Here is a 23,938-nt window from a genome sequence, read left to right as displayed (position 1 = left end):
TTGTGTGTATCAAACCTTCAGGCGCTTGCTCGCAATACTCACGCCCATTGAGTGGCTGGCGCCCGGTTGCAAGGTGATCACGTCGTCCATCACGTTGGCGGTTTCGATGCAGAGCATGCGCTGCCAACCGTCTGTTGCCATGTCGCTGAAGCTGGCGGTCTTGTCGACCCACGGGTTCCAGATCACCGCAGTGCGCGAGCCGTGGCTGGTCAGCTCAAGGGTTCGCGACCAGTCCGGGTCGGCGATGCTCAGTTGCTGCGGGGTGTCGAGGTAGATACGGTCGGTCTCGCCGCTAAAGGTCAAGTCGCCCGCTTGCTTGAGGTGCGCCCAGTCGTTGAGTGTGTCGATGTACGTTAAACCGTCGACCCCTTTAACCTGGACCTTGCGCACGTCGCTGACCGCGAAATAGCTGTGCAGCGCCTGGCTGATGCTGACAGGGATGTCGCTGCGGTTATGGCTGGTGAGGCTGATGTGCAGCTGCGTATCGAGGCGAATGCTCAGGGTCAGCGCCACATCGTGAGGCCATCCCGGGAGGCCGCCTTCGATGTGGGGCAGGCCCAGTTCAATATGCAGGGCTTCGCCCGCGTCATCGATTTCCAGCACTTCCCATTCACGGGTGCGGACCAGGCCATGGGCGGTGGCGGGCTCAGTGCTTTGGCGCATGGCCTGGACGCTTTGCGGGTTCAGCGCAAAATTGCCAAACCACGGCCAGCACACAGGCACGCCGGCACGAATGCCCTTGCCCTGCTTGTACTGGGCTTTTTCGTTGAGCCAGATAATCGGAGGTTCATCGCCTATCTGATAGCTAAGTACCTGCGCGCCTTGTTTGGCGACCAGCAACTGTGCCTGACCATGCTGGAAGTGCCAGCACTCCAGTTCATCCAGGGTGACTGACTCTATGTGGTGCATGGCAGGCTCTCTATTTCAGTGGCAAGGCAAGGTTTAACGGCGCGGCGGTACGGAGCGGGTGCGACCGCTGCCATCAATGGCGACAAATACAAAGACCGCTTCAGTCACTTTGCGCCATTCGCTGGACAGCGGATCGTCGCTCCACACTTCAACCATCATCTGGATGGAGCTGCGGCCGATTTCCAGTGCCTGGGTGTAGAACGACAATTGCGCTCCAACAGCCACAGGCACCAGAAACGCCATACGATCAATGGCGACAGTGGCTACACGGCCACCAGCAACCTTGCTGGCCATTGCGGTGCCAGCCAGGTCCATTTGGGACACCAGCCAACCACCGAAAATATCGCCGAAACCATTGGTTTCGCGCGGCAGGGCGGTGATTTGCAAGGCCAGGTCGCCTTGCGGGATTGGATCTTCTTGTTCGAGCTCTAACATGCCTAAGGGCCTCTGACCCGTGATTCTTCATAAGTACTGCGGGTGAATAAGCGTCTTTAGAAAAACGATTCAGCCCGAACATACTACGTTCGTCACGTTCTTCATAAGCCGCGCCAAGGGGAAACTCTGCGAAATCGGCTGCAAGCATCCAGCGAGCGTTTTCGCACAGCAACCCCAAAAGTTACCAAGTGTTTCTTATGATCGCGAGTATATCGGGCGACAGGCCAGCCGACGACCTTCTGATTCTGCTTTTTGAATGCGCTACGCGTCTAGCTCTGTGCTTTTGTAAACAATTTGTTATCTTTCAAAACCTGCCCAGCCCCTGCCGGCGAAGTTGCAGCTTTTTGCCGAGCCTAATAAGAGAAGCATTACCCCATGATTACAGAGTCTTCCAGTGCTGCGCCGCCTTCGCGGCCGTTAACCCGTAATGACTATAAAACCTTGTCGCTGTCTGCCCTGGGTGGTGCGCTGGAGTTTTACGATTTTATTATTTTTGTGTTCTTTGCCACGGTGGTCGGCAAGCTGTTTTTCCCGGCGGACATGCCGGAGTGGCTACGCCTGATGCAAACCTTCGGCATTTTTGCCGCCGGGTACCTGGCCCGCCCGTTGGGCGGCATCGTGATGGCGCACTTTGGCGACCTGCTGGGGCGCAAAAAGATGTTCACATTGAGCATCTTCATGATGGCCGTTCCGACCTTGATCATGGGGCTGCTGCCTACTTATGAGCAGATTGGCATGTGGGCGCCGATCCTGTTGCTGCTGATGCGGGTTATTCAGGGCGCTGCCATTGGCGGTGAGGTGCCGGGGGCCTGGGTATTTGTGGCCGAGCACGTTCCGCCACGCCATGTGGGCTATGCCTGCGGCACGCTGACCTGCGGGCTGACAGCCGGTATCTTGCTGGGCTCGCTGATGGCCACTGCCATCAACACGATCTACACGCCGGCAGAAGTGTCTGATTTCGCCTGGCGGATTCCATTCCTGATGGGCGGTGTATTCGGGTTGTTCTCGGTGTACCTGCGTCGCTGGCTGCATGAGACGCCGGTGTTCGCCGAGCTGCAGTTGCGCAAGGCACTGGCGGCTGAAGTCCCGCTCAAGACCGTGCTGCGTGACCATCGCGGGGCGATCGTGATCTCGATGCTGCTGACCTGGTTGCTGTCCGCCGGGATCATCGTGGTGATCCTGATGACACCGACGGTTCTGCAAACCATTTACGGCTTTTCTGCGACCACTTCGTTGCAGGCCAACAGCCTGGCCATCGTCTTCTTGAGCCTGGGCTGCATCGCCTCGGGCGCCCTGGCTGACCGCTTCGGTGCGGGCAAAGTGTTTGTGCTGGGATGTGCCGGGTTGCTGGTGACCTCGTGGACGTTCTATCACAGCCTGCTGCAACACCCGGACTGGCTGTTCCCGTTGTATGCCTTGAGCGGTCTGTTTGTAGGCACCATCGGTGCCGTGCCATATGTAATGGTTAAAGCCTTCCCGGCCGTGGTGCGCTTCAGTGGTCTGTCGTTCTCATACAACCTGGCCTACGCCATCTTTGGCGGCCTGACTCCGATGGCCGTTACCTTGTTGCTCAAGGAAAGCCCGATGGGCCCGGCGTATTACGTGGCAATCATTTGCATCATGGGTTTGCTGGTTGGCGCCTATTTGTGGAAGAAGGGCCGCTGATCGGCTCCTGATTCCTCGTAACACCTCGTTCGCCTCTCCCCGAAGGCCATCATTTGTAACGAATGATGGCCTTTCATCTAATTGTCACAATCGGTTCATAGAGTAGTCACATGGCCTGCAGATACTGGCCCCCGATTCATCTAACCCCGTTTGCTAGGAGTAAGGCATGAAACTGAAGCGTGTTATGGCGGCCCTGACTTTTGTTGCCGCTGGCGTTGCAACTGCCAATGCGGTTGCCGCTGGTGTTGACCCGGCTATTGCGCCCTACGTGAAGACCACCGGTGTGTCGGGGAACCTGTCCAGCGTTGGTTCCGATACCCTGGCGAACTTGATGACTTTGTGGGCTGAGGCTTACAAGAAAGAATATCCAAACGTAAACATCCAGATTCAAGCTGCCGGTTCTTCGACCGCGCCGCCTGCGATTACTGAAGGCACCGCTAACCTGGGCCCGATGAGCCGCAAGATGAAAGACAACGAACTGGCTGCTTTCGAGCAGAAGTACGGCTACAAGCCAACCGCTATCCCGGTGGCAGTGGATGCCCTGGCCGTGTTCGTGCACAAGGACAACCCGATCAAGCACCTGACCATGGAACAGGTTGATGCGATCTTCTCCTCGACGCGTCTGTGCGGCGCCAAGGCCGACGTTAAAACCTGGGGTGACCTGGGTGTGACCGGCGACCTGGCCAACAAGCCAGTGCAACTGTTCGGTCGTAACTCGGTATCCGGCACTTACGGCTACTTCAAGGAAGAAGCCCTGTGCAAGGGCGACTACAAGCCTAACGTGAACGAACAGCCGGGCTCCGCTTCGGTAGTGCAGTCGATCAGCAGCTCGCTGAACGGTGTGGGTTACTCGGGCATCGGTTACAAGACCGCCAGTGTGAAGACCGTGCCTTTGGCTAAAAAAGGCAGCACCGAGTTCGTCGAAGACACCGAAGAAAACGCACTGAACGGCAAATACCCGCTGTCGCGTTTCCTCTACGTGTACGTGAACAAGGCGCCGAACAAGCCGCTGAACCCGCTGGAAGCCGAGTTCATCAAACTGGTTCTGTCCAAGCAAGGCCAGGAAGTGGTTGTGAAGGATGGCTACATCCCGCTGCCAGCCAAAGTGGCTGCCAAAGCCCTGGCTGACCTGGGCCTGAAAGAAGGCGCATAAGCCGGATCCATGTGGGAGCGGGCTCGCTCGCGATGGCATCAACTCAATATGTCTGATGTTCCGAGTTGCCTGCATCGCGAGCAAGCCCGATCCCACAGGTTTGTCCCGCAGCCGCTTCACCTCATTTTTTAACTCCGCTGCCAGCACCGTTGGGCGGCGGCTTTTTTGCGTCACTGCTTTGTCATCTTTCTGTCATACAGGACCGCTAGGGTGTGCGCATGAATGATCTGGCCAATTCCCCAATGACTACGACATCCGCTCCCAAGCGCATTGATTTCAATACGCCTGAACTCAAGCGCAAGCGCCGCATCCGCGCGCTTAAAGATCACCTGACCCGCTGGTATGTATTTATCGGCGGTCTTGCCGTGCTCGGCGCGATCACCCTGATTTTCTTCTTCCTGGGTTATGTGGTGTATCCACTGTTCCAGGGCGCCGACCTGAACGCCAAACAGGCGATTACGCCGGTGTGGATGCAGGATGCCGGCAAGCCGCTGATGATCTCCGTCGAGGAGCAGAATCAGGTCGGTATGCGTGTATCGGACAAGGGCATGGTGCTGTTCTTCAATGTGAAGAATGGCGAAGAGCTGTCGCGGGTTAACTTGCCGCTGCCAGCCGGCACGCAAGTGACGTCGCTGGGTCAGGATCAGCCGGGTAACCCGGTAGTGGTTCTGGGCTTGTCCAATGGTCAGGCCCTGGTGTTCCGTCACACTTACCGGGTCAGTTACCCGGACAGTAAAAAGACCATCACCCCGGCGATTGAATACCCCTACGGCGAAACGCCGATCGTACTCGACCCGCAAGGTCGCGCACTGGATCACGTTAACCTCAGCGTGAACGATTCGACGCTGGTATTGGCAGGTTCGGCCGGCACGCAATTGAACGTGCTGTCGCTGGCCCGCGAAGAAAACATGATGACCGAAGAGGTCACCACTACAGAGACCCGCATCGACCTGCCGCAGATGACCGAACAGGTCAAGGCGCTCTACGTCGACCCGCGTCAGCAGTGGCTGTACGTGGTCAACGGCCGAGCGCAAGCCGATGTATTCAGCCTGCGCGACAAGAGCCTCAACGGTCGTTACAAGCTGGCTGATGACGCCACGACCGAGATCACGGCCAGTACGCAGTTGGTGGGTGGCATCTCGCTGATTTTCGGTAATTCCACCGGTGGCCTGAGCCAATGGTTCATGGCTCGCGACCCGGATGGCGAACAGCGCTTCAAGCTCATCCGCAGTTTCCAGATGGGCACTTCACCGATTGTTGAAATCACCGCTGAGCAACGCCGTAAAGGTTTCCTGGCCCTGGACGCTGCCGGTGAAATCGGTGTGTTCCACAGTACGGCGCACCGCACCCTGCTGGTCGAAAAAGTTGCTGAAGGCCCGGGTGTGATGGCGCTGTCGCCACGTGCCAACCGCATCATTGTGGAAGAGGGTGGCAAGCTGCTGCCACTGACCTTGAAGAACCCGCACCCGGAAGTGTCCTGGAGCGCGCTGTGGAGCAAGGTCTGGTACGAGAACTACGACGAGCCTAAATACGTCTGGCAATCGACCGCAGCCAACACCGACTTCGAACCGAAGATGAGCCTCGCGCCATTGACCTTCGGTACCTTGAAGGCGGCGTTCTACGCCATGTTGCTGGCCGCGCCGCTGGCTGTTGCTGCCGCGATTTACACCGCTTACTTCATGGCTCCGAGCCTGCGCCGCAAGGTCAAGCCGGTGATCGAGCTGATGGAAGCGATGCCGACGGTGATCCTGGGTTTCTTCGCCGGTTTGTTCCTGGCGCCGTATGTCGAAGGGCACTTGCCGGGGATTTTCAGCCTGCTGATGTTGATGCCGATTGGTATTTTGGTCGCCGGTTTCACCTGGAGCCGTCTGCCTGAGTCGATCCGCCTGCGAGTACCGGATGGTTGGGAAAGCATGATCCTGATCCCGGTGCTTCTGTTTGTGGGCTGGTTGTCGCTGTACATGAGCCCCTACATGGAAGCCTGGTTCTTCGGTGGCGACATGCGCATGTGGATCTCCCACGACCTGGGCATCACCTACGACCAGCGCAATGCACTGGTAGTCGGTCTGGCAATGGGTTTTGCGGTTATCCCAAACATCTACTCGATTGCTGAAGATGCCGTATTCAGCGTGCCTCGCGGCCTGACCCTGGGTTCGCTGGCGCTGGGTGCCACGCCATGGCAGACCATGACCCGCGTAGTGATCCTGACCGCCAGCCCGGGCATCTTCTCGGCACTGATGATCGGTATGGGCCGTGCGGTCGGCGAGACGATGATTGTGTTGATGGCCACCGGTAACACCCCGGTCATGGAAATGAACCTGTTCGAAGGCCTGCGTACCTTGGCGGCGAACGTGGCGGTGGAAATGCCGGAGTCGGAAGTGGGCGGTAGTCATTACCGTGTGCTGTTCCTCTCGGCGCTGGTGCTGCTGCTGTTCACCTTCATCATGAACACTCTTGCCGAGCTGATCCGTCAGCGTCTGCGCAAGAAATATTCGTCGCTTTAAGGAAGGTAGAAGTCTGTGAAACAGAATTCCCTCAAAGGCTGGTTCAAAAGCGGCGCTCCTGGCGTCTGGATCAGCGGTGGTGCGGTGTCCATCGCCGTCATCATGACCATCGGTTTGCTGTCGGTGATTGCGGTACGTGGCCTGGGTCACTTCTGGCCTGCTGATCTGATACACGCGGAGTACAACGTGCCGGGTGATGCCAATCACCTGGTTATCGGCGAAGTGGTTCAAAAGGAAGAAGTGCCCCGCGAGCGACTAAAAAGCGCGGGCTTGCCAGTACCTGATCAAGGCCCCGAGTTCATGACTCGCGAGCTGATCAAGGTCGGCAACCGTGACCTGAACGGCAACGACTTTACCTGGGTGGTCGGCGAGTGGCTGACGAACCAGAGCACGCCGCCAGAGCTGATGGCCATTGAGCGTCGTGAGTGGGGCAACTTTTACGGCTACCTGGTTAACGTAAAAGAAAACGGCAAGGTAGTGGCAGAAGGTGCCGCTGCCTGGCCAGAGCTGCAGGCCAGGGTCAAACGCGTTAATGATCTGGCGGCTCAACTGAGCCAGCTGGAGAAGAAAGACATCGGTGCGATCAACTATGGGCTGGAGCGCATCCGTCTGCAGGGTCGCAAGCTGGAGCTGGAAGGCAAGCTGACCCCGCAAGCACAGGCGGACATGGACGCTGAACGTGCCGAGTTGAATGCACGTTACAAGGCTATTGAAGATCGCCTGGGCGAGCTGCATGCGCAGTTCAATCGCGACAGCCTTACGGCCCGCGATGCCAATGGCAAAGAGCTCGTGATCGACATCGGCAAAGTGGTCAAGGCCTACCAGCCGAACGCCATGAACAGCTGGCAAAAACTGGCCATGTACTTCAGCAACATCTGGGAGTTCCTGAGCCAGGACCCACGTGAAGCCAACACCGAAGGCGGGATCTTCCCGGCGATTTTCGGCACCGTGATGATGACGTTGATCATGGCCGTAATCGTGACCCCGTTCGGCGTGCTGGCAGCGGTGTATCTGCGTGAATATGCCAAGCAAAACACCCTGACCCGGGTGATCCGTATCGCAGTCAACAACCTGGCGGGTGTACCGGCCATTGTTTACGGTGTGTTTGGCCTGGGCTTCTTTGTATATGTGCTGGGTGGTTCGGTTGACCGCCTGTTCTTCGCTGAAGCCTTGCCCGCACCTACCTTTGGTACGCCGGGCCTGATGTGGGCCTCGCTGACCCTGGCGCTGCTGGCGGTACCTGTGGTGATCGTGGCCACCGAAGAAGGGCTGGCGCGGATCCCGCGTACCGTTCGCGAAGGCTCGCTGGCGCTGGGTGCGACCAAATCCGAAACCTTGTGGAAGATCGTGCTGCCGATGGCCAGCCCGGCCATGATGACCGGCATGATCCTCGCCGTGGCTCGCGCCGCAGGTGAAGTGGCGCCGCTGATGCTGGTGGGTGTGGTCAAGCTGGCGCCGTCGCTGCCGCTGGACGGCAACTACCCGTACCTGCACCTTGACCAGAAGATCATGCACCTGGGCTTCCATATTTATGACGTCGGCTTCCAAAGCCCGAACGTTGAAGCTGCACGCCCGCTGGTGTACGCCACGGCGCTGCTGCTGGTACTGGTCATCGCGACCCTTAACCTGTCGGCGGTGTGGATTCGTAACCACCTGCGCGAGAAGTACAAGGCGCTGGAAAGCTGATTAAACAACTGAATCTCAAATGTGGGAGCGGGCTTGCTCGCGATGCAAGCAACGCGGTCCTGCAGATAGACCGCAGCGATTAGATCGCGAGCAAGCCCGCTCCCACAGACTAAATAGCGTATGGAGTAACCCATGCAGCATGAATCCTCAACCCACGGCATCAACATGTCAGCCTTGGGTCGCACCAAACAAAGCTTGAACCTGGAAAATGAAGAAGTCGCCATTGAAGTACCGGGCCTGAATCTTTATTACGGCGAAAAACAGGCGCTGTACGACGTGTGTCTGAATATCCCGAAACAACGGGTGACGGCGTTTATCGGCCCGTCGGGTTGCGGTAAATCCACGCTGCTGCGCACCTTCAACCGCATGAACGACCTGGTGGATGGCTGCCGCGTCGAAGGCGAGATCAACCTGTACGGCAACAACATCTACCGCAAAGGCGAAGATGTGGCCGAGCTGCGTCGCCGCGTCGGCATGGTGTTCCAGAAGCCCAACCCGTTCCCCAAGACCATTTACGAAAACGTGGTTTACGGTCTGCGGATTCAGGGCATCAACAAAAAACGTGTTCTGGACGAAGCTGTCGAGTGGGCACTCAAGGGCGCGGCGTTGTGGGATGAGGTCAAGGACCGCCTGCACGAGTCGGCACTGGGTTTGTCCGGTGGTCAGCAACAGCGTCTGGTGATTGCCCGTACCATCGCGGTGGAGCCTGAAGTGTTGCTGCTCGATGAACCGTGCTCGGCACTCGACCCGATCTCTACGTTGAAAGTCGAAGAGCTGATCTACGAACTCAAGTCCAAGTTCACCATCGTGATCGTGACCCACAACATGCAGCAAGCGGCCCGGGTTTCGGACTACACCGCGTTCATGTACATGGGCAAAATGGTTGAGTACGGCGATACCGACACCCTGTTCACCAACCCGGCCAAAAAGCAGACCGAAGATTACATCACCGGGCGCTATGGCTAGTTTGTGTGGCAGTGACTGTTTGACGTAACAACAATTTGGCTAGCCGCTTATAGCGCGCAGCTCACAGCTTTTGCGGAGCAGAACCATGATTTCAAAGGATGGCCTCACCCATCACATTTCCGCGCAGTTCAACGCGGAACTCGAAGACGTGCGCAGCCACCTGCTGGCGATGGGCGGCCTGGTCGAGAAACAGGTCAACGATGCAGTTACTGCGTTGATCGAGGCCGACTCGGGTTTGGCTCAGCAGGTGCGCGAGATTGATGAACAGATCAATCAAATGGAGCGCAACATCGACGAGGAGTGCCTGCGCATTCTGGCCCGTCGTCAGCCTGCGGCGTCTGACCTGCGTTTGATTATCAGCATCTCCAAGTCAGTGATCGACCTTGAGCGCATCGGTGACGAAGCCACCAAGATCGCCCGCCGTGCAATCCAGTTGTGCGAAGAGGGTGAGGCACCACGGGGTTACGTTGAAGTGCGCCACATTGGCGACCAGGTGCGCAACATGGTGCGCGATGCACTGGACGCCTTTGCCCGCTTCGATGCAGACCTTGCGCTGTCGGTCGCGCAGTACGACAAAATCATCGACCGCGAATACAAGACCGCGCTGCGTGAGCTGGCCACTTACATGATGGAAGACCCACGCTCGATTTCGCGCGTGTTGAGCATCATCTGGGTGCTGCGTTCGCTGGAGCGTATCGGTGACCACGCCCGCAATATCTCGGAGCTGGTGATTTATCTGGTGCGCGGTACCGACGTGCGGCACATGGGCCTCAAGCGCATGCGCGAAGAAGTTCAAGGCACGGGCGCCGATAACGCTAATGTTGCGCCGCCGCCTGACGATAAATAAGACAGCCTGATCTAAAAAGCGCCCGGCTCATTGCCGGGCGTTTTGGTTTTCGGGCGTTCATATCCAAGGAGCAGTCGATGAGCAAGGTTAGTGTGCTGGTGGTGGATGACGCGTCGTTTATTCGTGATCTGGTTAAGAATTGCCTGCGTAACTATTTCCCGGGCATCAGGATCGAAGACGCAGTCAACGGCCGCAAAGCCCAGGCCCTGCTGAACCGCGAAGCATTCGATCTGGTGCTGTGTGACTGGGAAATGCCGGAGATGTCCGGCCTTGAGCTGTTGAGCTGGTGCCGTGAGCAGGAGCATCTGAAAACGTTGCCATTTATCATGGTCACCAGCCGTGGCGACAAAGAGAACGTGATCCAGGCAATTCAGGCGGGGGTTTCGGACTTCGTCAGCAAACCCTTCACCAACGAACAGTTGCTGTCCAAGGTGAAGAAGGCATTTACCAAGGCCGGGTTGCTCGACGCAGTGATGGCCAGTGCGCCGACACGCATGAGCTCGGCGTTCGGCAATGATTCGCTGAATGCGTTGACCGGTGGCAAGGCACAGGTGGTAACACCGGCGGCGTCAGCTCCGGCGGCTGCCCCGGCGCCACGGCCGGCCCAGGCCCTGACAAGTCGTGGCCAGGGGCAACTGCGTTTGCCCAGTGGCACTCAGACGTGTGTGATCAAGGCGCTGAGCCTTAAGGAGGCGCTGCTGGTGGTGCGTCGTGGCGAAGTTCTGCCTCAGGTGCTGGACAGCGCGGTGTTGGACCTTGAGCAAGGCGAGAGCGCCGAGGTGGCGCGTTTGAACGGCTACTTGCACGCCATCGTGGCTTACGAGCCAAAGCCGGACAGCGCCTGGTTGCAACTGACGTTCCGTTTTGTCGACCAGGATGCCGAGAAAATGAACTACCTCTCGCGGCTGATCGCCCACGGCACGACGCAGAAGCATTTTGTGCCGGGGGCGTGAAGTGCCCTTGTGGGAGCGGGCTTGCTCGCGATGTGGACGCCGCGTTTTTTCAGTCGAGCCGCGTCGATGCCATCGCGAGCAAGCCCGCTCCCACACGTCATATGTGGATCAGGGCAGCTGCAACCCGCCTGAAGCTTTGTGAAGTGCGCGCAGGTGTTCGCCGATCTGTTTGACGTTGGCTTCAGTGGCTGCAATTTCGGCAGCGCGGGCGGGTTCAAGCAGCTTGCGCACCTCGGTGTCCAGCTCGCCGGTCAGGCGCAGTAACTGCTGCTGGCGCTGGCTGCTTTCGGACTCGAGCATTTCCCACTCCTTGGCCTGGGGCAGGCCGTAGCCGCTGCTGCCGAGCAGCTCAGCCGGGCGACTGAGGTAGCCACTGCTGGCGAGAATTTCCTGCAGGGTCTTATTGGCTTTGTCCATGCCGCCATCCTTGAGCCCGCGCGCCCCCAGGTACTTTTGTTTGACCTCATCCTGGGCCAGCAGCAGTTGGCGGCGAAAGCTGGCCTGCTCCAGCAGCAGCAACGCTGCGCTTGAGCGCAGGTCAGCTTGCTCGATCCATGGGCGACGCTCGTCCGCGTTCAGGGCCAGCCAGTCTTCAACAGTGGTTTGCTTGATCTGCAGGCGGGTTTTGAGCACGTCGAACATCGCCTGGTAGCGATCGCGGTATGAGTCAAAGCGATAACCCATGCGCAACGCTTCTTTGGGATCGTCCAGCACGCTGGTGTCGGCCAGCCCACGGGCCTTGAGCACCTCAAGCAAACCATTGGGCACGATGCTGTCCAGGCCCTTGAGCTTGGCATTGTCACTGCCACTGCGCAGCAGCTTCAGCGTTTCAACCGCGCAGTTGTTGGAGATGAAGTAGTAGTCGCCGTCATAGCTCCAGTGCATTTCGGCGGCGTGTTCAACCACCTCCTCGATTTCAGGGCGGCTCAGTTTGAGCGGCACGGAAGCCAGGCTGCGCAGTTCGGTTTTGGTGTACTCGTCGATCACCTGGGCCAGCGGCAATACAAACAGGCGCGACGGGTAGGCACCGGTCAGGCCGTCCCAGCTTGAGAGCTGTACGTCATTGACGAACGCCCGGTAGGACAACACCAGATGTTCTTGCAGGTCGAGTCGGCAGTCTGGTCCGCGCGGGCGCCCGGGTGCACAGATCACCAGACGTAACATGCTGTGGCCCCAGCGGCTGGCCCATTCCTGGTTGGCTTCGGCCAGCAGGTAGTCGACGGCGTACACCCGCTCCGGGTCTACGGTGCCCAGCGGCGTTTTGGCGAAGTCGTTGCCGGCATTGAGGAAGGCAAAACCCTTGGGGCATTCGTCCCTGGCTGCGGGTGCCCAGCCGAAATGCTCTTTGTAATAGCGATACAACGCTGGTCGGCGACAGGCGTAGGCCGGGTCGAGGAGAAAGTACTCCATGTTGACCGCGACAAATTCTTTGGGGCTGGTGACTTCGTAAAGATCAGGGCTGCGCACCACCTGATGGTTATCTTGCTCGCGCTCGCCGCGGCGCCCCACGTATTGCTGCCAGCCGGCCAGATCGAGCAAACGCGGATCATCACTGAGGGTGAAGCGGCGATCGGTTTGCCCGCGACATTGATCGGGCAGGCCAATCTGCCCGGCGTTGCTGTTTTGTCGGGTACAGCGCCGTATCAGCGTGCGTTCTGCGCCGGGCCAGAGGCGGGCACGGTCGTAGATGTGCGTCAGCTCGTGCAGCACGGTGGCGAGCATTTCACGGCGCACGGTGCCATGGGGGCGGTTGGTCTGCCGGGTGGCGGCCGATCTATCGGTCAGCGCGGCCAGCAGGTTGCGATTAAGGTCCAGCTCGGAGGTCAGCGATGCCTGGCCATAGGCGTTGTCAGGCATGTCATCGGTCCAGCCCACCAGAATCTGGCGGTCCAATTGTTCGATAAAACGCGGTGGCAGGCTCTGCATGGCCTCATCCAGCAGGGCTTGGCTGGCCTGTTGTTCGGCCGGGCTCAGGCCCTCGGTCTTGAGTTGCAGATGCAGCGCAGCCTGGGCGTTGCCGGCGATCAGCAGCAAGCCACAGGCGGCGAGCCAGCGCGTTAGCGGCCTCACAGTGCGAGGATGGCTTCGGCGAGAACCTGGTCGCTGGCGTTGCGGGCTTCAGGCACGCGGTCGCGCAGGGTGCTGAAGGCTGACTCCAATTGCACACCGCGAATGTCGCCCTGGCTGGCAACGAAGGTGGCTGCGTCGTCGTGGGCTTCGCGCACCACTTTAGAGTCGCGGATGGAGGTCGTGGTGTCAGACGTGAAGTCGATGGTGCGACCAAACGCGCGCACGATGATGTTACTGGTCTGCACGACGGTCTGAGCCTGTGCCACATCGGCGAGCAGCAACAGGCCGAGGGTGGCGACGATTAAAGGGCTACGCATGAAACATCTCCAGAAGAAGCGGGTATTTATTGGACGAGAATTGCTTGTGCCAGTTCAAGATCGCTGGCACTGAATTTTGGCGGGTGCTGGCGCAGATAACGCAGGGCAGACTCCAGCTGCACCCCCCGTGTTTGGCCATCACTGGCAATAAAGACGGCGGCGTCATCCTGGGCGGCACGTATCAGTTTGCGATCAAAAGGCGCGGACGTCACTTTACTGGTGACGTAACCACTGAGCACCAGATTCTGGGTGGTCAGGTCGAAGGCGTTGGCTGATTGAGTCCAGCAGAGAGCGAGCAGAGCAAATAAGGAAAAGCGCATGGGTCTCGAGGCTGTTTGAATGAGATCCAAGGCTAGCGTAATGGCCGGGGCAGGGCCAGCGTGGGGGAGTTCCTGAAATATTTCTTCATGCAGGCCCGGTACTTGTGGGAGCGGGTTTGCCCGCTCCCACAGGAGCCGATCCCGGGTACTTAGATCGTCAGGATGGCCTGGGCCAGTTGAGCGTCAGTGGCTTGCAACTGGGGCGCGTGCTGGCGGATGGCCTCAAAAGCGCTTTCGAGCTTTACGCCACGGATAGTGCCTTCGCTGGCCACGAAGCTGGCAGCGTCGTCACGTGCCGCGCGTACGATCTTGTTGTCACGGAACGAGCCGGTGGCATCGGATGTCAGGTCGGACGTCGCTTTGAGGGTGCCCACGATGCCATCGGTGGTAACGATGAAGCTTGTGGCGTTGGCGCTGGCAGCAACGGCCAGCAAAGCCGCCGCGCTCAGTAGGCGAAGTGTGGACATGGTAAGACTCCTGAAGATGAACATATAAAATAGACGGTTATGGGCCGAATAGTAGGCTCAGGGTCGCCTCAGGCAAAGGATGTTTTAACCGGTACCGCAGTTAAAGTGCTCTAGACCAGGTATTTGGCAAACTGTACCTGTCTTATTTTTAATAATTTAAAACTGTACCTATTGCATGACAAGCACTCAAAACCTTGTCCCATAAACGACAAAACCCGTCAGCGGTGACCCGCGACGGGTTTTGTTTTTTCAATTCTGGGTGCTGGCGTTGGACCGGTGGTCAGGGCCAGCGAGCGCTCATTAGCGCCAGAACGGCTTGCTCAGCTCTTCGTAACGCTGTGCTTCGCTAATCCCGGCATCAGCCAGAAGACGCGAGTCCAGGCGAGCCAGTTGATGGCGGCTGGAGATACGGCGCTGCCACAACATCAGGTTGGCAAGTACGCGCAAAGGCATGGAAGCCTGGCTGTTTACAGTGTTGCTTTCGCTGAACAGTTCGGAACTGAGTGTACGTTCCATGGTGTCATCCTTCCGCTTGTGGCGGCATTGGCTAGTGGTTTAACTGATGCCAATGATCCTCCTCTTTGTCCAGGGTCTCTAGATACAGTTCACTTGTATTGCGATAGGCCAGTTAACTGTTTATAGGGGCTGTACGGCTAGAAATGAGCGTAACTGTACCTGTGCGCACTTAAATGGTGCATAAGTGACGATATTGGCAGGGCGGGGGAGTGGTTTTAGCGGAATATGACCAGTACAGCAGTACAGTTTTTGAAACTACAGCCCAAAAAAACCGCCAACGAAACAGTGTTTACGTCAGCGGCTGTCTAGTCCGGCTGTTACGGCAGCATCTTCCCGGTTTCTTCCAGGTTGATATGCCAGCTCAGGGCTTCACGCAGGATGTGCGGCGTGTGGCCGCCAATCGCGCAGGCCCTGGCGAAGTAGTCGTTCAGGGCTTCACGGAAGTCCGGGTGAACACAGTTGTCGATAATCACGCGTGCGCGCTCACGTGGGGCCAGGCCGCGCAGGTCCGCAAGGCCTTGTTCGGTGACCAGGATGTCAACGTCGTGTTCGGTGTGGTCGACGTGGCTGACCATTGGCACCACGCTGGAGATCGCCCCGGCCTTGGCAATGGATTTGGTCACGAAGATGGCCAAATGTGCGTTGCGGGCGAAGTCCCCCGAGCCGCCGATGCCGTTCATCATCCGCGTGCCGCAGACGTGGGTGGAGTTGACGTTGCCGTAGATGTCGAACTCCAGGGCCGTGTTGATGCCGATGATGCCCAGACGGCGAACCACTTCGGGGTGGTTGGAGATCTCTTGCGGGCGCAGCACCAGTTTGTCCTTGTAGCGCTCGAGGTTGCCGAAGACGTCCGAGTTGCGACGTTCCGACAGGGTGATCGAGCTGCCTGACGCAAAGGTCATCTTGCCCGCGTCGATCAGGTCGAAGGTCGAGTCCTGCAGTACTTCGGAGTACATGGTCAGGTCTTCGAACGGCGAATCGATCAGGCCGCACATCACCGCGTTGGCGATGTTGCCGATCCCGGCCTGCAGCGGGCCGAGCTTGTTGGTCATGCGGCCTGCTTCGACTTCCTGCTTGAGGAAGTTGATCAGGTGAAAGGCGATACCGTCGGTTTCGCTGTCAGGTTCGGACACGGTGGACGGTGAATCCGGTTTGTTGGTGATCACGATGGCGACGATTTTTTCCGCCGGGATCGGGATTGCGGTGCTGCCGATGCGGTCGTCGACTTTCACCAGCGGAATCGGTGTGCGGGTCGGACGGTAGGTCGGTATATAGATGTCGTGCAGACCTTCCAGGTTCGGGTTGTGCGCCATGTTGATCTCGACGATCACCTGTTTGGCGAAAATCGCGAAGCTGGCGGAGTTGCCCACGGAGGTCGTTGGAACGATATGGCCTTGTTCGGTAATGGCAACGGCTTCGATAACCGCGATGTCTGGCAGCTTGAGCTGATTGTTTCGCAACTGCTCAACGGTTTCGGACAAATGCTGGTCGATAAACATCACTTCGCCAGCGTTGATTGCCTTGCGCAGGGTGCTGTCTACCTGGAATGGCATACGGCGCGCCAGTACACCGGCTTCGGTCAATTGCTTATCGAGGTCGTTGCCCAGGCTGGCGCCGGTCATCAGGGTGATTTTCAGTGGCGACTTTTTAGCCCGCTCGGCCAGGGCCTGAGGGACGGCTTTGGCTTCACCGGCACGGGTAAAACCGCTCATGCCGACGGTCATGCCGTCTTGGATAAGGGCGGCGGCTTCTTCGGCGCTCATGACCTTATCGTGCAGGGAATTTAGGCGAATACGTTCACGGTACATGGATTGTTATCTCGGGCAACGGAAGCAAGAGGCGCAGTCTATTCATTTTCAGAGCCTTTCGTCCCGCTACCATGGTCGAATGCCAGCGGCCGATTTAGAGCCTTTGGTCGGGTTCTTCGGAAAAAGAAAAACCCCGGCCAATCCAGCGCCGGGGTTCTCGGTATTGCGGTGATGCAGGATGTTACTCGACCGCTTTAACCATATCTTCAATAACTTTTTTGGCGTCACCGAAGACCATCATGGTTTTATCCAGATAAAACAATTCGTTATCCAGACCGGCATAACCACTGGCCATGGAACGCTTGTTAACGATGACGGTTTTGGCTTTGTAAGCTTCGAGGATCGGCATGCCTGCAATCGGCGATTTAGGATCGTTCTTGGCTGCCGGGTTAACTACGTCGTTGGCGCCCAATACCAGCACCACATCCGCCTGGCCAAACTCGGAGTTGATGTCTTCCATCTCGAACACCTGGTCGTAAGGCACTTCGGCCTCGGCCAGCAATACGTTCATGTGGCCAGGCATACGGCCGGCAACCGGATGGATCGCATACTTCACGGTCACGCCACGGTGGGTCAGCTTTTCGGTCAGCTCTTTGAGCGCGTGTTGCGCCCGCGCTACCGCCAGGCCGTAACCCGGAACGATGATCACGGTGTCGGCGTTCATCAGCAGGAAGGTGGCATCATCGGCAGAACCGGATTTCACCGGGCGTGCTTCCTTGGCGCCTGCCGGACCTGCGGTGTCTACTGCGCCACCAAAGCCGCCGAGGATCACATTGAAGAACGAACGGTTCATCGCCTTGCACATGATGTACGACAGGATCGCACCCGAAGAACCTACCAGCGAGCCGGCAATGATCAGCATCGAGTTGTTCAGCGAGAAGCCGATACCGGCCGCTGCCCAGCCCGAGTAGCTATTAAGCATCGACACCACGACCGGCATGTCGGCGCCGCCAATCGGGATGATGATCAGCACACCCAGTACGAACGCCAGAGCCAGCATCAGCGCGAACGCGTTGAGGTTGCCGGTCAGCATGAAGGTGATGCCCAGGCCCAGCGTGGCCAGGCCAAGCACCAGGTTCAGCTTGTGCTGGCCGCTGAACTGTACCGGTGCACCCTGAAACAGGCGGAACTTGTATTTGCCCGACAGCTTGCCGAAAGCGATCACCGAACCGGAGAAGGTGATTGCGCCAATGGCTGCGCCCAGGAACAGCTCCAGACGGTTGCCTGCCGGGATAGCGTCGCCAAGGTGCTTGACGATGCCCAGCGATTGCGGCTCAACCACGGCCGCGATGGCAATGAAGACGGCAGCCAGGCCGATCATGCTGTGCATGAAAGCAACCAGCTCAGGCATTTTGGTCATTTCGACACGCTTGGCCATGATCGAGCCAGCGGTGCCGCCGACCAACAGACCGACAATCACGTAGCCGATACCGGCGGTGGCAATCTCTGCACCCAGCTTGTAGATCAGGCCGACCGTAGTAATGATCGCCAGGCCCATGCCGAGCATGCCGAACAGGTTGCCGCGCCGCGAGGTGGTGGGGTGCGACAGGCCTTTGAGGGCCTGAATGAAGCAGATCGATGCAACCAGATACAGAACAGTGACCAGGTTCATGCTCATGGCTTGCGCACCTCTTCTTTGGCTTTAGGTGCTTTCTTCTTGAACATTTCCAGCATGCGCCGGGTGACCAAAAATCCACCGAATACGTTTACGGCAGCCAGCGCAACCGCCAGGGTGCCCATGGTTTTACCCAGTGGGGTAACAGTCAGTGCGGCGGCAAGCATGGCGCCCACAATCACGATCGCCGAAATGGCGTTGGTAACGGCCATCAAGGGGGTGTGCAGCGCAGGCGTTACGTTCCAGACCACGTGATAGCCCACATAGATGGCCAGCACGAAGATGATCAGGTTGTAGATACCGGGGGAGATGAGCTCTTCCATTATTTTTATCCTCAGCCGTTTTTGCGCACGACTTGACCGTCGCGGCACATCAGGCACGCGGCGACGATGTCGTCTTCAAGGTTGATCTGGAACTGCCCTTCGGGTGTGAAGACCAGCTTGAGGAAGTCCAGCAGGTTGCGGGCGTAGAGCGCCGAAGCATCAGCGGCAACCATGGCGGCCAGGTTGGTGTGGCCGACGATGGTCACGCCGTGTTCAACCACCACTTGATCGGCGACGGTCAGCGGGCAGTTGCCCCCTTGGGCCGCGGCCAGGTCGATGACCACAGAGCCGGGCTTCATCTGCGCCACGGTTTCGGCGCTCAACAGTACAGGCGCCTTGCGGCCCGGAATCAGGGCGGTGGTGATCACGATGTCAGCCTGTTTGGCGCGTTCGTGAACAGCCAGGGCCTGGCGCTGCATCCAGCTGGCGGGCATCGGACGGGCATAACCCCCTACGCCGACTGCGCATTCGCGCTCTTCGTCGGTTTCATAAGGCACGTCGACAAACTTGGCACCCAGGGATTCGATCTGCTCTTTAACGGCAGGTCGTACATCGGAAGCTTCGATCACGGCGCCCAGGCGCTTGGCGGTAGCAATCGCCTGCAAGCCAGCAACACCTGCACCCAGAATCAACACGCGAGCGGCTTTTACAGTCCCGGCGGCGGTCATCAGCATCGGCATGAAGCGCGGATAGTGGTGGGCGGCGACCAAGACGGCTTTATAACCGGCAATGTTGGCTTGGGATGACAGCACATCAAGACTTTGCGCACGGGAGGTGCGCGGGGCGGCTTCAAGAGAGAAGGCGGTGATCCCGTGCTCGGCCAGTTTGGCAATAGTTTCATTGCTGAACGGGTTGAGCATGCCAATCAGCACGGCGCCGGCTTTAATCAAGGCCAGTTCGCTGTCGCTAGGGGCGACAACCTTGAGGATCAGCTCTGCGCCGAAAGCATCTGTGGCGTTACCAATAGTCGCGCCGGCGGCTTCATAAGCACTGTCAATAACACTGGCATTAATGCCGGCGCCGTTTTGAACAGTCACTTTATGGCCTTGGCCGATCAGCTTCTTGATGGTTTCCGGGGTTGCAGCAACCCGCGTTTCACCCGTTTGGGTTTCGAGAGGAACACCAATGTGCACGTCATATCTCCTGCGTGATCTTTTATAAGAAAGCCAGCGCACTACGGATGGTGCGACTGGGGCGGCCGATCAGCACGATCCCGCCAAAGTATGGGCGGGGCGAGGCATTCTGCTGGCAATTTTTTTACCCTTCAAGAACTTATGAAGGGTGACGGGATATTAACTACAAGTCATGCAGTGACCGAATGTCGCAACGGCAGGCTACATGCCTTTAAATACGTGGCTTACAGCGTTTTTAGATGTTTTCGTAGTTTTTTTCACATTTCTTTTGGTTATCGCTGCATAACTTTGAGAAATACCCTGCAGGCCGCGTGGTTACTGGTCTCTAGGTTTATCAAGTTAGACTTAAGTACACAGTATTTAATGGCGACATTTACTTATATATGTAGTGCAATTATAGGTGTCGCTACATGGTTTGTCTGGACGATGCGGCACTTTAAATCAGGCTGTAGCTCTCGGCCTGCTTGATCAGCCAGTCTCGAAAGGCCTGCAGTGAGGCTGACTCGATTTTGCGTTCGGGGATCATCAGGTAGTAAGCCTTGGTGCTGAGCAGGGAGTGTTCATTGGCAATTACCAGACGGTTCTCGGCCAGTTCGCGCTGAATCAGAAAGGGCGGGATCAGGGCGACCCCCATCTCGTGCATGGCGGCCTGGGCCAGCATCGAAAACAGTTCATAGCGTGGCCCGGTCATATCGCGTGGCACGTTCATGTCCTGGGCGTTAAACCATTGGCGCCAGGCATAGGGGCGTGTGGTTTGCTGCAGCAGGGGAAGTTCGGCGAGGGTCTGAGGGCTAAGGCGCTGGCGTGTGCCCAGTAATGCGGGGCTACACACCGGCACAGGGTTTTCGCCCATCAGGCGATAGGACGATGTACCAGACCAGTCGGCATCACCGAAATAGATGGCCGCATCAAAGTCGGTATCGGCAAACAGAAAAGGGCGGGTGCGGTTTGTCAGGTTAACCGTGACGTCCGGGTGTTGCTGCTGGAAATCCTTGAGGCGAGGCAACAGCCATTGCGTACCGAAAGTCGGCACTACGGCCAGCTCAATCACATTGGCGCCTTGTTGGCCCATAACGGACAGCGTATCCCGCTCTACGGCATCCAGCTGGGTTGCAATCCGCCGGCTGTAGGAAAGGCCTGCTTCGGTCAGCTTTACGCCGCGCCTGGAGCGTCTGAAGAGTTCTACACTCAAGAACTCTTCCAGGCTGGCGATCTGTCGGCAAATAGCCCCTTGAGTGAGGGATAGCTCGTGTGCGGCCTTGGTAAAGCTTTCATGGCGTGCCGCGGCTTCGAAGCTGATCAGGGCTGTCGTGCTGGGGATCTTGCGGCGCATGTACGGCTTCCTCACTAAATACAGTCAGAAATGGCTATCTTGCGGGTTACGGAGTGAGAAATCATCACAAGATGGTGCTGAATCCTCGTTTGTCCTTCTATATAGAAGGCGCCTAGGATCGGCACACGACATTTGATCTATTACGCGAGGGTTCACTCATGGCGGGTAAAGCAAGCTTCAACTGGATTGATCCACTGTTGCTGGATCAGCAGCTCACTGAAGAAGAGCGCATGGTGCGTGACAGTGCGGAGCAGTTTGCTCGGGACAAGTTGGCACCGCGTGTTCTTGAAGCTTTCCGTAATGAGAAGACCGATCCTGCAATCTTTCGCGAAATGGGTGAAACCGGTTTGCTGGGTGCAATGATCCCTGAGCAATACGGCGGCAGTGGTCTTAACTACGTCAGCTACGGCCTGATCGCCCGTGAAGTGGAGCGGGTCGACTCGGGTTACCGCTCGATGATGAGTGTTCAGTCGTCTTTGGTAATGGTGCCGATCAATGAGTTTGGTACCGAGGCCCAAAAGCAGAAGTATCTGCCTAAGCTGGCGTCTGGCGAGTGGATTGGCTGTTTTGGTCTGACGGAGCCCAACCATGGTTCCGACCCTGGTGCGATGATCACCCGTGCTCGCTCTGTGGATGGCGGTTACAGCCTGACTGGTAGCAAGATGTGGATCACTAACAGCCCTATCGCCGATGTGTTTGTAGTGTGGGCGAAAGATGATGAGGGTGACATTCGTGGCTTTGTTCTGGAAAAAGGCTGGAAAGGTCTGACTACCCCTACGATTCACGGCAAGGTCGGTTTGCGTGCGTCCATTACGGGCGAGATCGTGATGGATAACGTGTTTGTGCCGCAAGAGAACATCTTCCCGGATGTGCGTGGCCTGAAAGGTCCTTTTACCTGCCTCAACTCGGCCCGCTATGGCATCTCCTGGGGGGCGCTGGGTGCGGCGGAGTTTTGCTGGCACACGGCACGCCAGTACACGCTGGATCGTCATCAGTTTGGCCGGCCTCTAGCTGCGACCCAGTTGATACAGAAAAAACTGGCCGACATGCAGACCGAGATTACATTGGCCCTGCAAGGTTGCCTGCGTCTGGGACGGATGAAAGATGAAGGTACGGCGGCTGTTGAAATCACCTCGATCATGAAGCGCAACTCGTGTGGCAAGTCGCTGGATATCGCACGCATGGCCCGTGACATGTTGGGCGGCAACGGTATCTCGGATGAGTTCGGGGTGGCTCGCCATCTGGTCAACCTGGAAGTTGTGAACACCTATGAAGGTACGCATGACGTGCATGCCTTGATCCTGGGTCGTGCGCAGACCGGTCTTCAGGCGTTCTATTAACAGGAGCTCGGCTCATGGGTGCTTTGTCGCATTTGCGGGTGTTGGATTTGTCTCGGGTACTGGCAGGGCCGTGGGCGGGGCAGATACTGGCGGACCTTGGAGCTGAGGTCATCAAGGTTGAGCGCCCCGGCAATGGTGATGATACGCGTGCCTGGGGGCCGCCCTTCCTTAAAGACGCCGACGGCGAAAGTACGGGGGAGGCAGCCTATTACCTGTCGGCCAACCGCAACAAGCAATCGGTAACTATCGACTTCACAAAGCCAGAAGGGCAGCAGCTGGTTCGTGAGCTGGCGGCCAAGTCCGACATCTTGATCGAGAACTTCAAGGTAGGTGGTCTGGAGGCATATGGGTTGGACTATGCGTCGCTGAAGGCGTTGAACCCTGATTTGATCTATTGCTCGATTACCGGATTTGGTCAGACCGGTCCATATGCCAAGCGGGCGGGTTATGACTTTATGATTCAGGGGTTGGGCGGTTTGATGAGTCTGACCGGCCGTCCTGAGGGGGATGATGGCGCGGGTCCGGTGAAGGTTGGGGTTGCGCTGACAGATATTTTGACCGGGCTCTACTCTGCGGTCGCAATTCTGGCCGCTCTTGCTCATCGTCAGCATGATGGTGGCGGGCAGCATATCGATATGGCCCTGCTGGATGTGCAAGTGGCGTGTTTGGCGAATCAGGCGATGAACTATCTGACAACGGGTGTAGCGCCGCAGCGTCTTGGAAACGCTCATCCGAATATCGTGCCTTATCAGGATTTTCCGACTGCGGATGGAGACTTTATCCTCACTGTTGGGAACGACAGTCAGTTCCGCAAGTTTGCTGAAGTGGCTGGTCGGGCTGAGTGGGGGGGTGATCCGCGCTTTGTGACTAACAAGCAGCGGGTGGCCAACCGTTCGGTGTTGGTGCCACTTATCAGGCAGGCAACGGTTTTCAAGACGACAGCCGAGTGGGTGTCGCAGTTAGAGGCGGTGGGTGTGCCTTGTGGGCCGATCAATGATTTGGCGCAGGTGTTTGCGGACCCTCAGGTGAAGGCTCGGGGGTTGGAGATGCAGCTGCCGCATGCGCTGGCGGGTCTGGTGCCACAAGTGGCAAGCCCTATCCGGTTGTCCGGGACGCCTGTGGAGTACCGTAATGCCCCTCCTTTATTGGGTGAGCACACCCAGCAGGTATTGGAGCAAGTGTTGGGGTTGAAGCCGGGGGCTGTAGAGGCTTTGCGTTGCAATGGCGTGCTGTAGCTATATATAGGGGGATATAGGGGGCGTTAGCTCCCTCTATATGGGTGTATTTTGGGGTATTTGCAGTTAATTGATAGTTTCGCTCAATTAACCCTTGACTCAGATTTCCAGCGGCCTATAATTCGCCCACTTCCGGCGCAGTTGAAACGGAAAACTCCTTGAGTATCAATGAGTTGAACGGTTTTGACAGTGTCAGCTTCAAGTCATCGAAGCAGGAAATTAGGTGTTGACATCGGCGAGTAACGCTGTAGAATGCGCGCCTCGGTTCAGCGAAAGCTAACCAACCGCTCTTTAACAACTGAATCAAGCAATTCGTGTGGGTGCTTGTGGAGTCAGACTGATA

Annotated in this window: 21 protein-coding genes; 9 read left to right on the top strand and 12 right to left on the bottom strand. The window is 57.7% G+C overall.

What is annotated here, in order from left to right:
- Window positions 1-9 precede the first annotated feature (9 nt).
- Window positions 10-909, bottom strand: a complete 900-nt coding sequence (locus ACZRMS_RS10495; protein ID WP_463995293.1) for a D-hexose-6-phosphate mutarotase — start codon at window positions 907-909, stop codon at window positions 10-12.
- A 33-nt stretch (window positions 910-942) separates the two neighbouring features.
- Window positions 943-1,344, bottom strand: coding sequence for an acyl-CoA thioesterase (locus tag ACZRMS_RS10490; protein WP_003438129.1), 402 nt, complete (start codon window positions 1,342-1,344; stop codon window positions 943-945).
- 375 nt (window positions 1,345-1,719) lie between these two features.
- Between ACZRMS_RS10490 and ACZRMS_RS10485 the strand changes: the two genes are divergently transcribed.
- From ACZRMS_RS10485 to ACZRMS_RS10455, 7 genes are all read left to right on the top strand, one after another.
- Window positions 1,720-3,009, top strand: a complete 1,290-nt coding sequence (locus ACZRMS_RS10485; RefSeq protein ID WP_048362270.1) for an MFS transporter — start codon at window positions 1,720-1,722, stop codon at window positions 3,007-3,009.
- Window positions 3,010-3,175: 166 nt separating this feature from the next.
- Complete coding sequence (locus ACZRMS_RS10480) at window positions 3,176-4,162, top strand: phosphate ABC transporter substrate-binding protein PstS (RefSeq protein ID WP_463995292.1); 987 nt, start codon at window positions 3,176-3,178, stop codon at window positions 4,160-4,162.
- 218 nt (window positions 4,163-4,380) lie between these two features.
- A complete protein-coding gene (locus ACZRMS_RS10475) occupies window positions 4,381-6,666 on the top strand; it encodes an ABC transporter permease subunit (protein ID WP_463995291.1) in 2,286 nt (761 codons plus the stop codon).
- A gap of 15 nt (window positions 6,667-6,681) precedes the next feature.
- Window positions 6,682-8,352, top strand: coding sequence for a phosphate ABC transporter permease PstA (gene pstA / locus ACZRMS_RS10470; protein ID WP_463995290.1), 1,671 nt, complete (start codon window positions 6,682-6,684; stop codon window positions 8,350-8,352).
- A 132-nt stretch (window positions 8,353-8,484) separates the two neighbouring features.
- Window positions 8,485-9,318, top strand: coding sequence for a phosphate ABC transporter ATP-binding protein PstB (gene pstB / locus ACZRMS_RS10465; protein ID WP_463995289.1), 834 nt, complete (start codon window positions 8,485-8,487; stop codon window positions 9,316-9,318).
- Between the two features lie 85 nt (window positions 9,319-9,403).
- Window positions 9,404-10,165 (top strand): phosphate signaling complex protein PhoU, encoded by a 762-nt coding sequence (gene phoU, locus ACZRMS_RS10460; protein ID WP_463995288.1) that lies wholly within the window; start codon window positions 9,404-9,406, stop codon window positions 10,163-10,165.
- 77 nt (window positions 10,166-10,242) lie between these two features.
- Complete coding sequence (locus ACZRMS_RS10455) at window positions 10,243-11,118, top strand: response regulator (RefSeq protein WP_463995287.1); 876 nt, start codon at window positions 10,243-10,245, stop codon at window positions 11,116-11,118.
- A gap of 108 nt (window positions 11,119-11,226) precedes the next feature.
- On the opposite strand, the gene ACZRMS_RS10450 is transcribed toward ACZRMS_RS10455, so the two are convergent.
- From ACZRMS_RS10450 to gcvA, 10 genes are all read right to left on the bottom strand, one after another.
- The gene (locus tag ACZRMS_RS10450) at window positions 11,227-13,188 is read right to left on the bottom strand and encodes a DUF7844 domain-containing protein (RefSeq protein WP_463995286.1); all 1,962 of its coding nucleotides are present in this window, start codon (window positions 13,186-13,188) and stop codon (window positions 11,227-11,229) included.
- Complete coding sequence (locus tag ACZRMS_RS10445) at window positions 13,185-13,505, bottom strand: DUF2388 domain-containing protein (protein ID WP_048362278.1); 321 nt, start codon at window positions 13,503-13,505, stop codon at window positions 13,185-13,187. The genes ACZRMS_RS10450 and ACZRMS_RS10445 overlap by 4 nt, the downstream gene beginning before the upstream one ends.
- A 26-nt stretch (window positions 13,506-13,531) precedes the next feature.
- Window positions 13,532-13,825, bottom strand: a complete 294-nt coding sequence (locus ACZRMS_RS10440; RefSeq protein ID WP_463995285.1) for a DUF2388 domain-containing protein — start codon at window positions 13,823-13,825, stop codon at window positions 13,532-13,534.
- A 149-nt stretch (window positions 13,826-13,974) separates the two neighbouring features.
- Window positions 13,975-14,292 (bottom strand): DUF2388 domain-containing protein, encoded by a 318-nt coding sequence (locus ACZRMS_RS10435; protein WP_463946586.1) that lies wholly within the window; start codon window positions 14,290-14,292, stop codon window positions 13,975-13,977.
- A gap of 300 nt (window positions 14,293-14,592) precedes the next feature.
- Window positions 14,593-14,808, bottom strand: a complete 216-nt coding sequence (locus ACZRMS_RS10430; RefSeq protein ID WP_095031303.1) for a DUF1127 domain-containing protein — start codon at window positions 14,806-14,808, stop codon at window positions 14,593-14,595.
- Window positions 14,809-15,125: 317 nt separating this feature from the next.
- A complete protein-coding gene (locus tag ACZRMS_RS10425) occupies window positions 15,126-16,616 on the bottom strand; it encodes an acetyl-CoA hydrolase/transferase family protein (protein WP_463995284.1) in 1,491 nt (496 codons plus the stop codon).
- A gap of 181 nt (window positions 16,617-16,797) precedes the next feature.
- Window positions 16,798-18,234, bottom strand: a complete 1,437-nt coding sequence (locus ACZRMS_RS10420) for an NAD(P)(+) transhydrogenase (Re/Si-specific) subunit beta (protein ID WP_048362283.1) — start codon at window positions 18,232-18,234, stop codon at window positions 16,798-16,800.
- Window positions 18,231-18,554 carry an NAD(P) transhydrogenase subunit alpha part 2 gene (locus tag ACZRMS_RS10415; protein WP_003438157.1) on the bottom strand — a complete coding sequence of 108 codons (324 nt, stop codon included), beginning with the start codon at window positions 18,552-18,554 and terminating at the stop codon, window positions 18,231-18,233. The genes ACZRMS_RS10420 and ACZRMS_RS10415 overlap by 4 nt, the downstream gene beginning before the upstream one ends.
- A gap of 11 nt (window positions 18,555-18,565) precedes the next feature.
- On the bottom strand, window positions 18,566-19,687 hold the full coding sequence (locus ACZRMS_RS10410; RefSeq protein ID WP_463995283.1) for a Re/Si-specific NAD(P)(+) transhydrogenase subunit alpha: 1,122 nt from the start codon (window positions 19,685-19,687) through the stop codon (window positions 18,566-18,568).
- 436 nt (window positions 19,688-20,123) lie between these two features.
- On the bottom strand, window positions 20,124-21,020 hold the full coding sequence (gene gcvA, locus ACZRMS_RS10405; RefSeq protein ID WP_463995282.1) for a transcriptional regulator GcvA: 897 nt from the start codon (window positions 21,018-21,020) through the stop codon (window positions 20,124-20,126).
- A gap of 158 nt (window positions 21,021-21,178) precedes the next feature.
- On the opposite strand from gcvA, the gene ACZRMS_RS10400 reads away from it, so the two are divergent.
- Both ACZRMS_RS10400 and ACZRMS_RS10395 read left to right on the top strand, forming a co-directional pair.
- Window positions 21,179-22,360, top strand: a complete 1,182-nt coding sequence (locus ACZRMS_RS10400) for an acyl-CoA dehydrogenase (protein ID WP_463995281.1) — start codon at window positions 21,179-21,181, stop codon at window positions 22,358-22,360.
- Between the two features lie 14 nt (window positions 22,361-22,374).
- Complete coding sequence (locus ACZRMS_RS10395) at window positions 22,375-23,595, top strand: CaiB/BaiF CoA transferase family protein (protein ID WP_463995280.1); 1,221 nt, start codon at window positions 22,375-22,377, stop codon at window positions 23,593-23,595.
- Window positions 23,596-23,938 lie beyond the last annotated feature (343 nt).

The sequence above is a fragment of the Pseudomonas sp. B424 genome, assembly GCF_055408345.1.
The sequence above is the reverse complement of the archived record's forward strand: the minus strand, read 5'-3'. Positions and strand labels throughout refer to the sequence as shown.

Bases quoted from the DNA above. Each gene is read 5' to 3' on its own strand.
- ACZRMS_RS10425 (WP_463995284.1), bottom strand. From the start codon at position 16,616: ATGTACCGTGAACGTATTCGCCTAAATTCCCTGCACGATAAGGTCATG.
- ACZRMS_RS10480 (WP_463995292.1), top strand. From the start codon at position 3,176: ATGAAACTGAAGCGTGTTATGGCGGCCCTGACTTTTGTTGCCGCTGGC.
- ACZRMS_RS10485 (WP_048362270.1), top strand. From the start codon at position 1,720: ATGATTACAGAGTCTTCCAGTGCTGCGCCGCCTTCGCGGCCGTTAACC.
- ACZRMS_RS10490 (WP_003438129.1), bottom strand. From the start codon at position 1,344: ATGTTAGAGCTCGAACAAGAAGATCCAATCCCGCAAGGCGACCTGGCC.
- ACZRMS_RS10400 (WP_463995281.1), top strand. From the start codon at position 21,179: ATGGCGGGTAAAGCAAGCTTCAACTGGATTGATCCACTGTTGCTGGAT.
- ACZRMS_RS10475 (WP_463995291.1), top strand. From the start codon at position 4,381: ATGAATGATCTGGCCAATTCCCCAATGACTACGACATCCGCTCCCAAG.
- ACZRMS_RS10455 (WP_463995287.1), top strand. From the start codon at position 10,243: ATGAGCAAGGTTAGTGTGCTGGTGGTGGATGACGCGTCGTTTATTCGT.
- ACZRMS_RS10395 (WP_463995280.1), top strand. From the start codon at position 22,375: ATGGGTGCTTTGTCGCATTTGCGGGTGTTGGATTTGTCTCGGGTACTG.
- ACZRMS_RS10415 (WP_003438157.1), bottom strand. From the start codon at position 18,554: ATGGAAGAGCTCATCTCCCCCGGTATCTACAACCTGATCATCTTCGTG.
- ACZRMS_RS10445 (WP_048362278.1), bottom strand. From the start codon at position 13,505: ATGCGTAGCCCTTTAATCGTCGCCACCCTCGGCCTGTTGCTGCTCGCC.
- phoU (WP_463995288.1), top strand. From the start codon at position 9,404: ATGATTTCAAAGGATGGCCTCACCCATCACATTTCCGCGCAGTTCAAC.
- ACZRMS_RS10420 (WP_048362283.1), bottom strand. From the start codon at position 18,234: ATGAGCATGAACCTGGTCACTGTTCTGTATCTGGTTGCATCGATCTGC.
- pstB (WP_463995289.1), top strand. From the start codon at position 8,485: ATGCAGCATGAATCCTCAACCCACGGCATCAACATGTCAGCCTTGGGT.
- ACZRMS_RS10440 (WP_463995285.1), bottom strand. From the start codon at position 13,825: ATGCGCTTTTCCTTATTTGCTCTGCTCGCTCTCTGCTGGACTCAATCA.
- ACZRMS_RS10495 (WP_463995293.1), bottom strand. From the start codon at position 909: ATGCACCACATAGAGTCAGTCACCCTGGATGAACTGGAGTGCTGGCAC.
- gcvA (WP_463995282.1), bottom strand. From the start codon at position 21,020: ATGCGCCGCAAGATCCCCAGCACGACAGCCCTGATCAGCTTCGAAGCC.
- ACZRMS_RS10430 (WP_095031303.1), bottom strand. From the start codon at position 14,808: ATGGAACGTACACTCAGTTCCGAACTGTTCAGCGAAAGCAACACTGTA.
- ACZRMS_RS10435 (WP_463946586.1), bottom strand. From the start codon at position 14,292: ATGTCCACACTTCGCCTACTGAGCGCGGCGGCTTTGCTGGCCGTTGCT.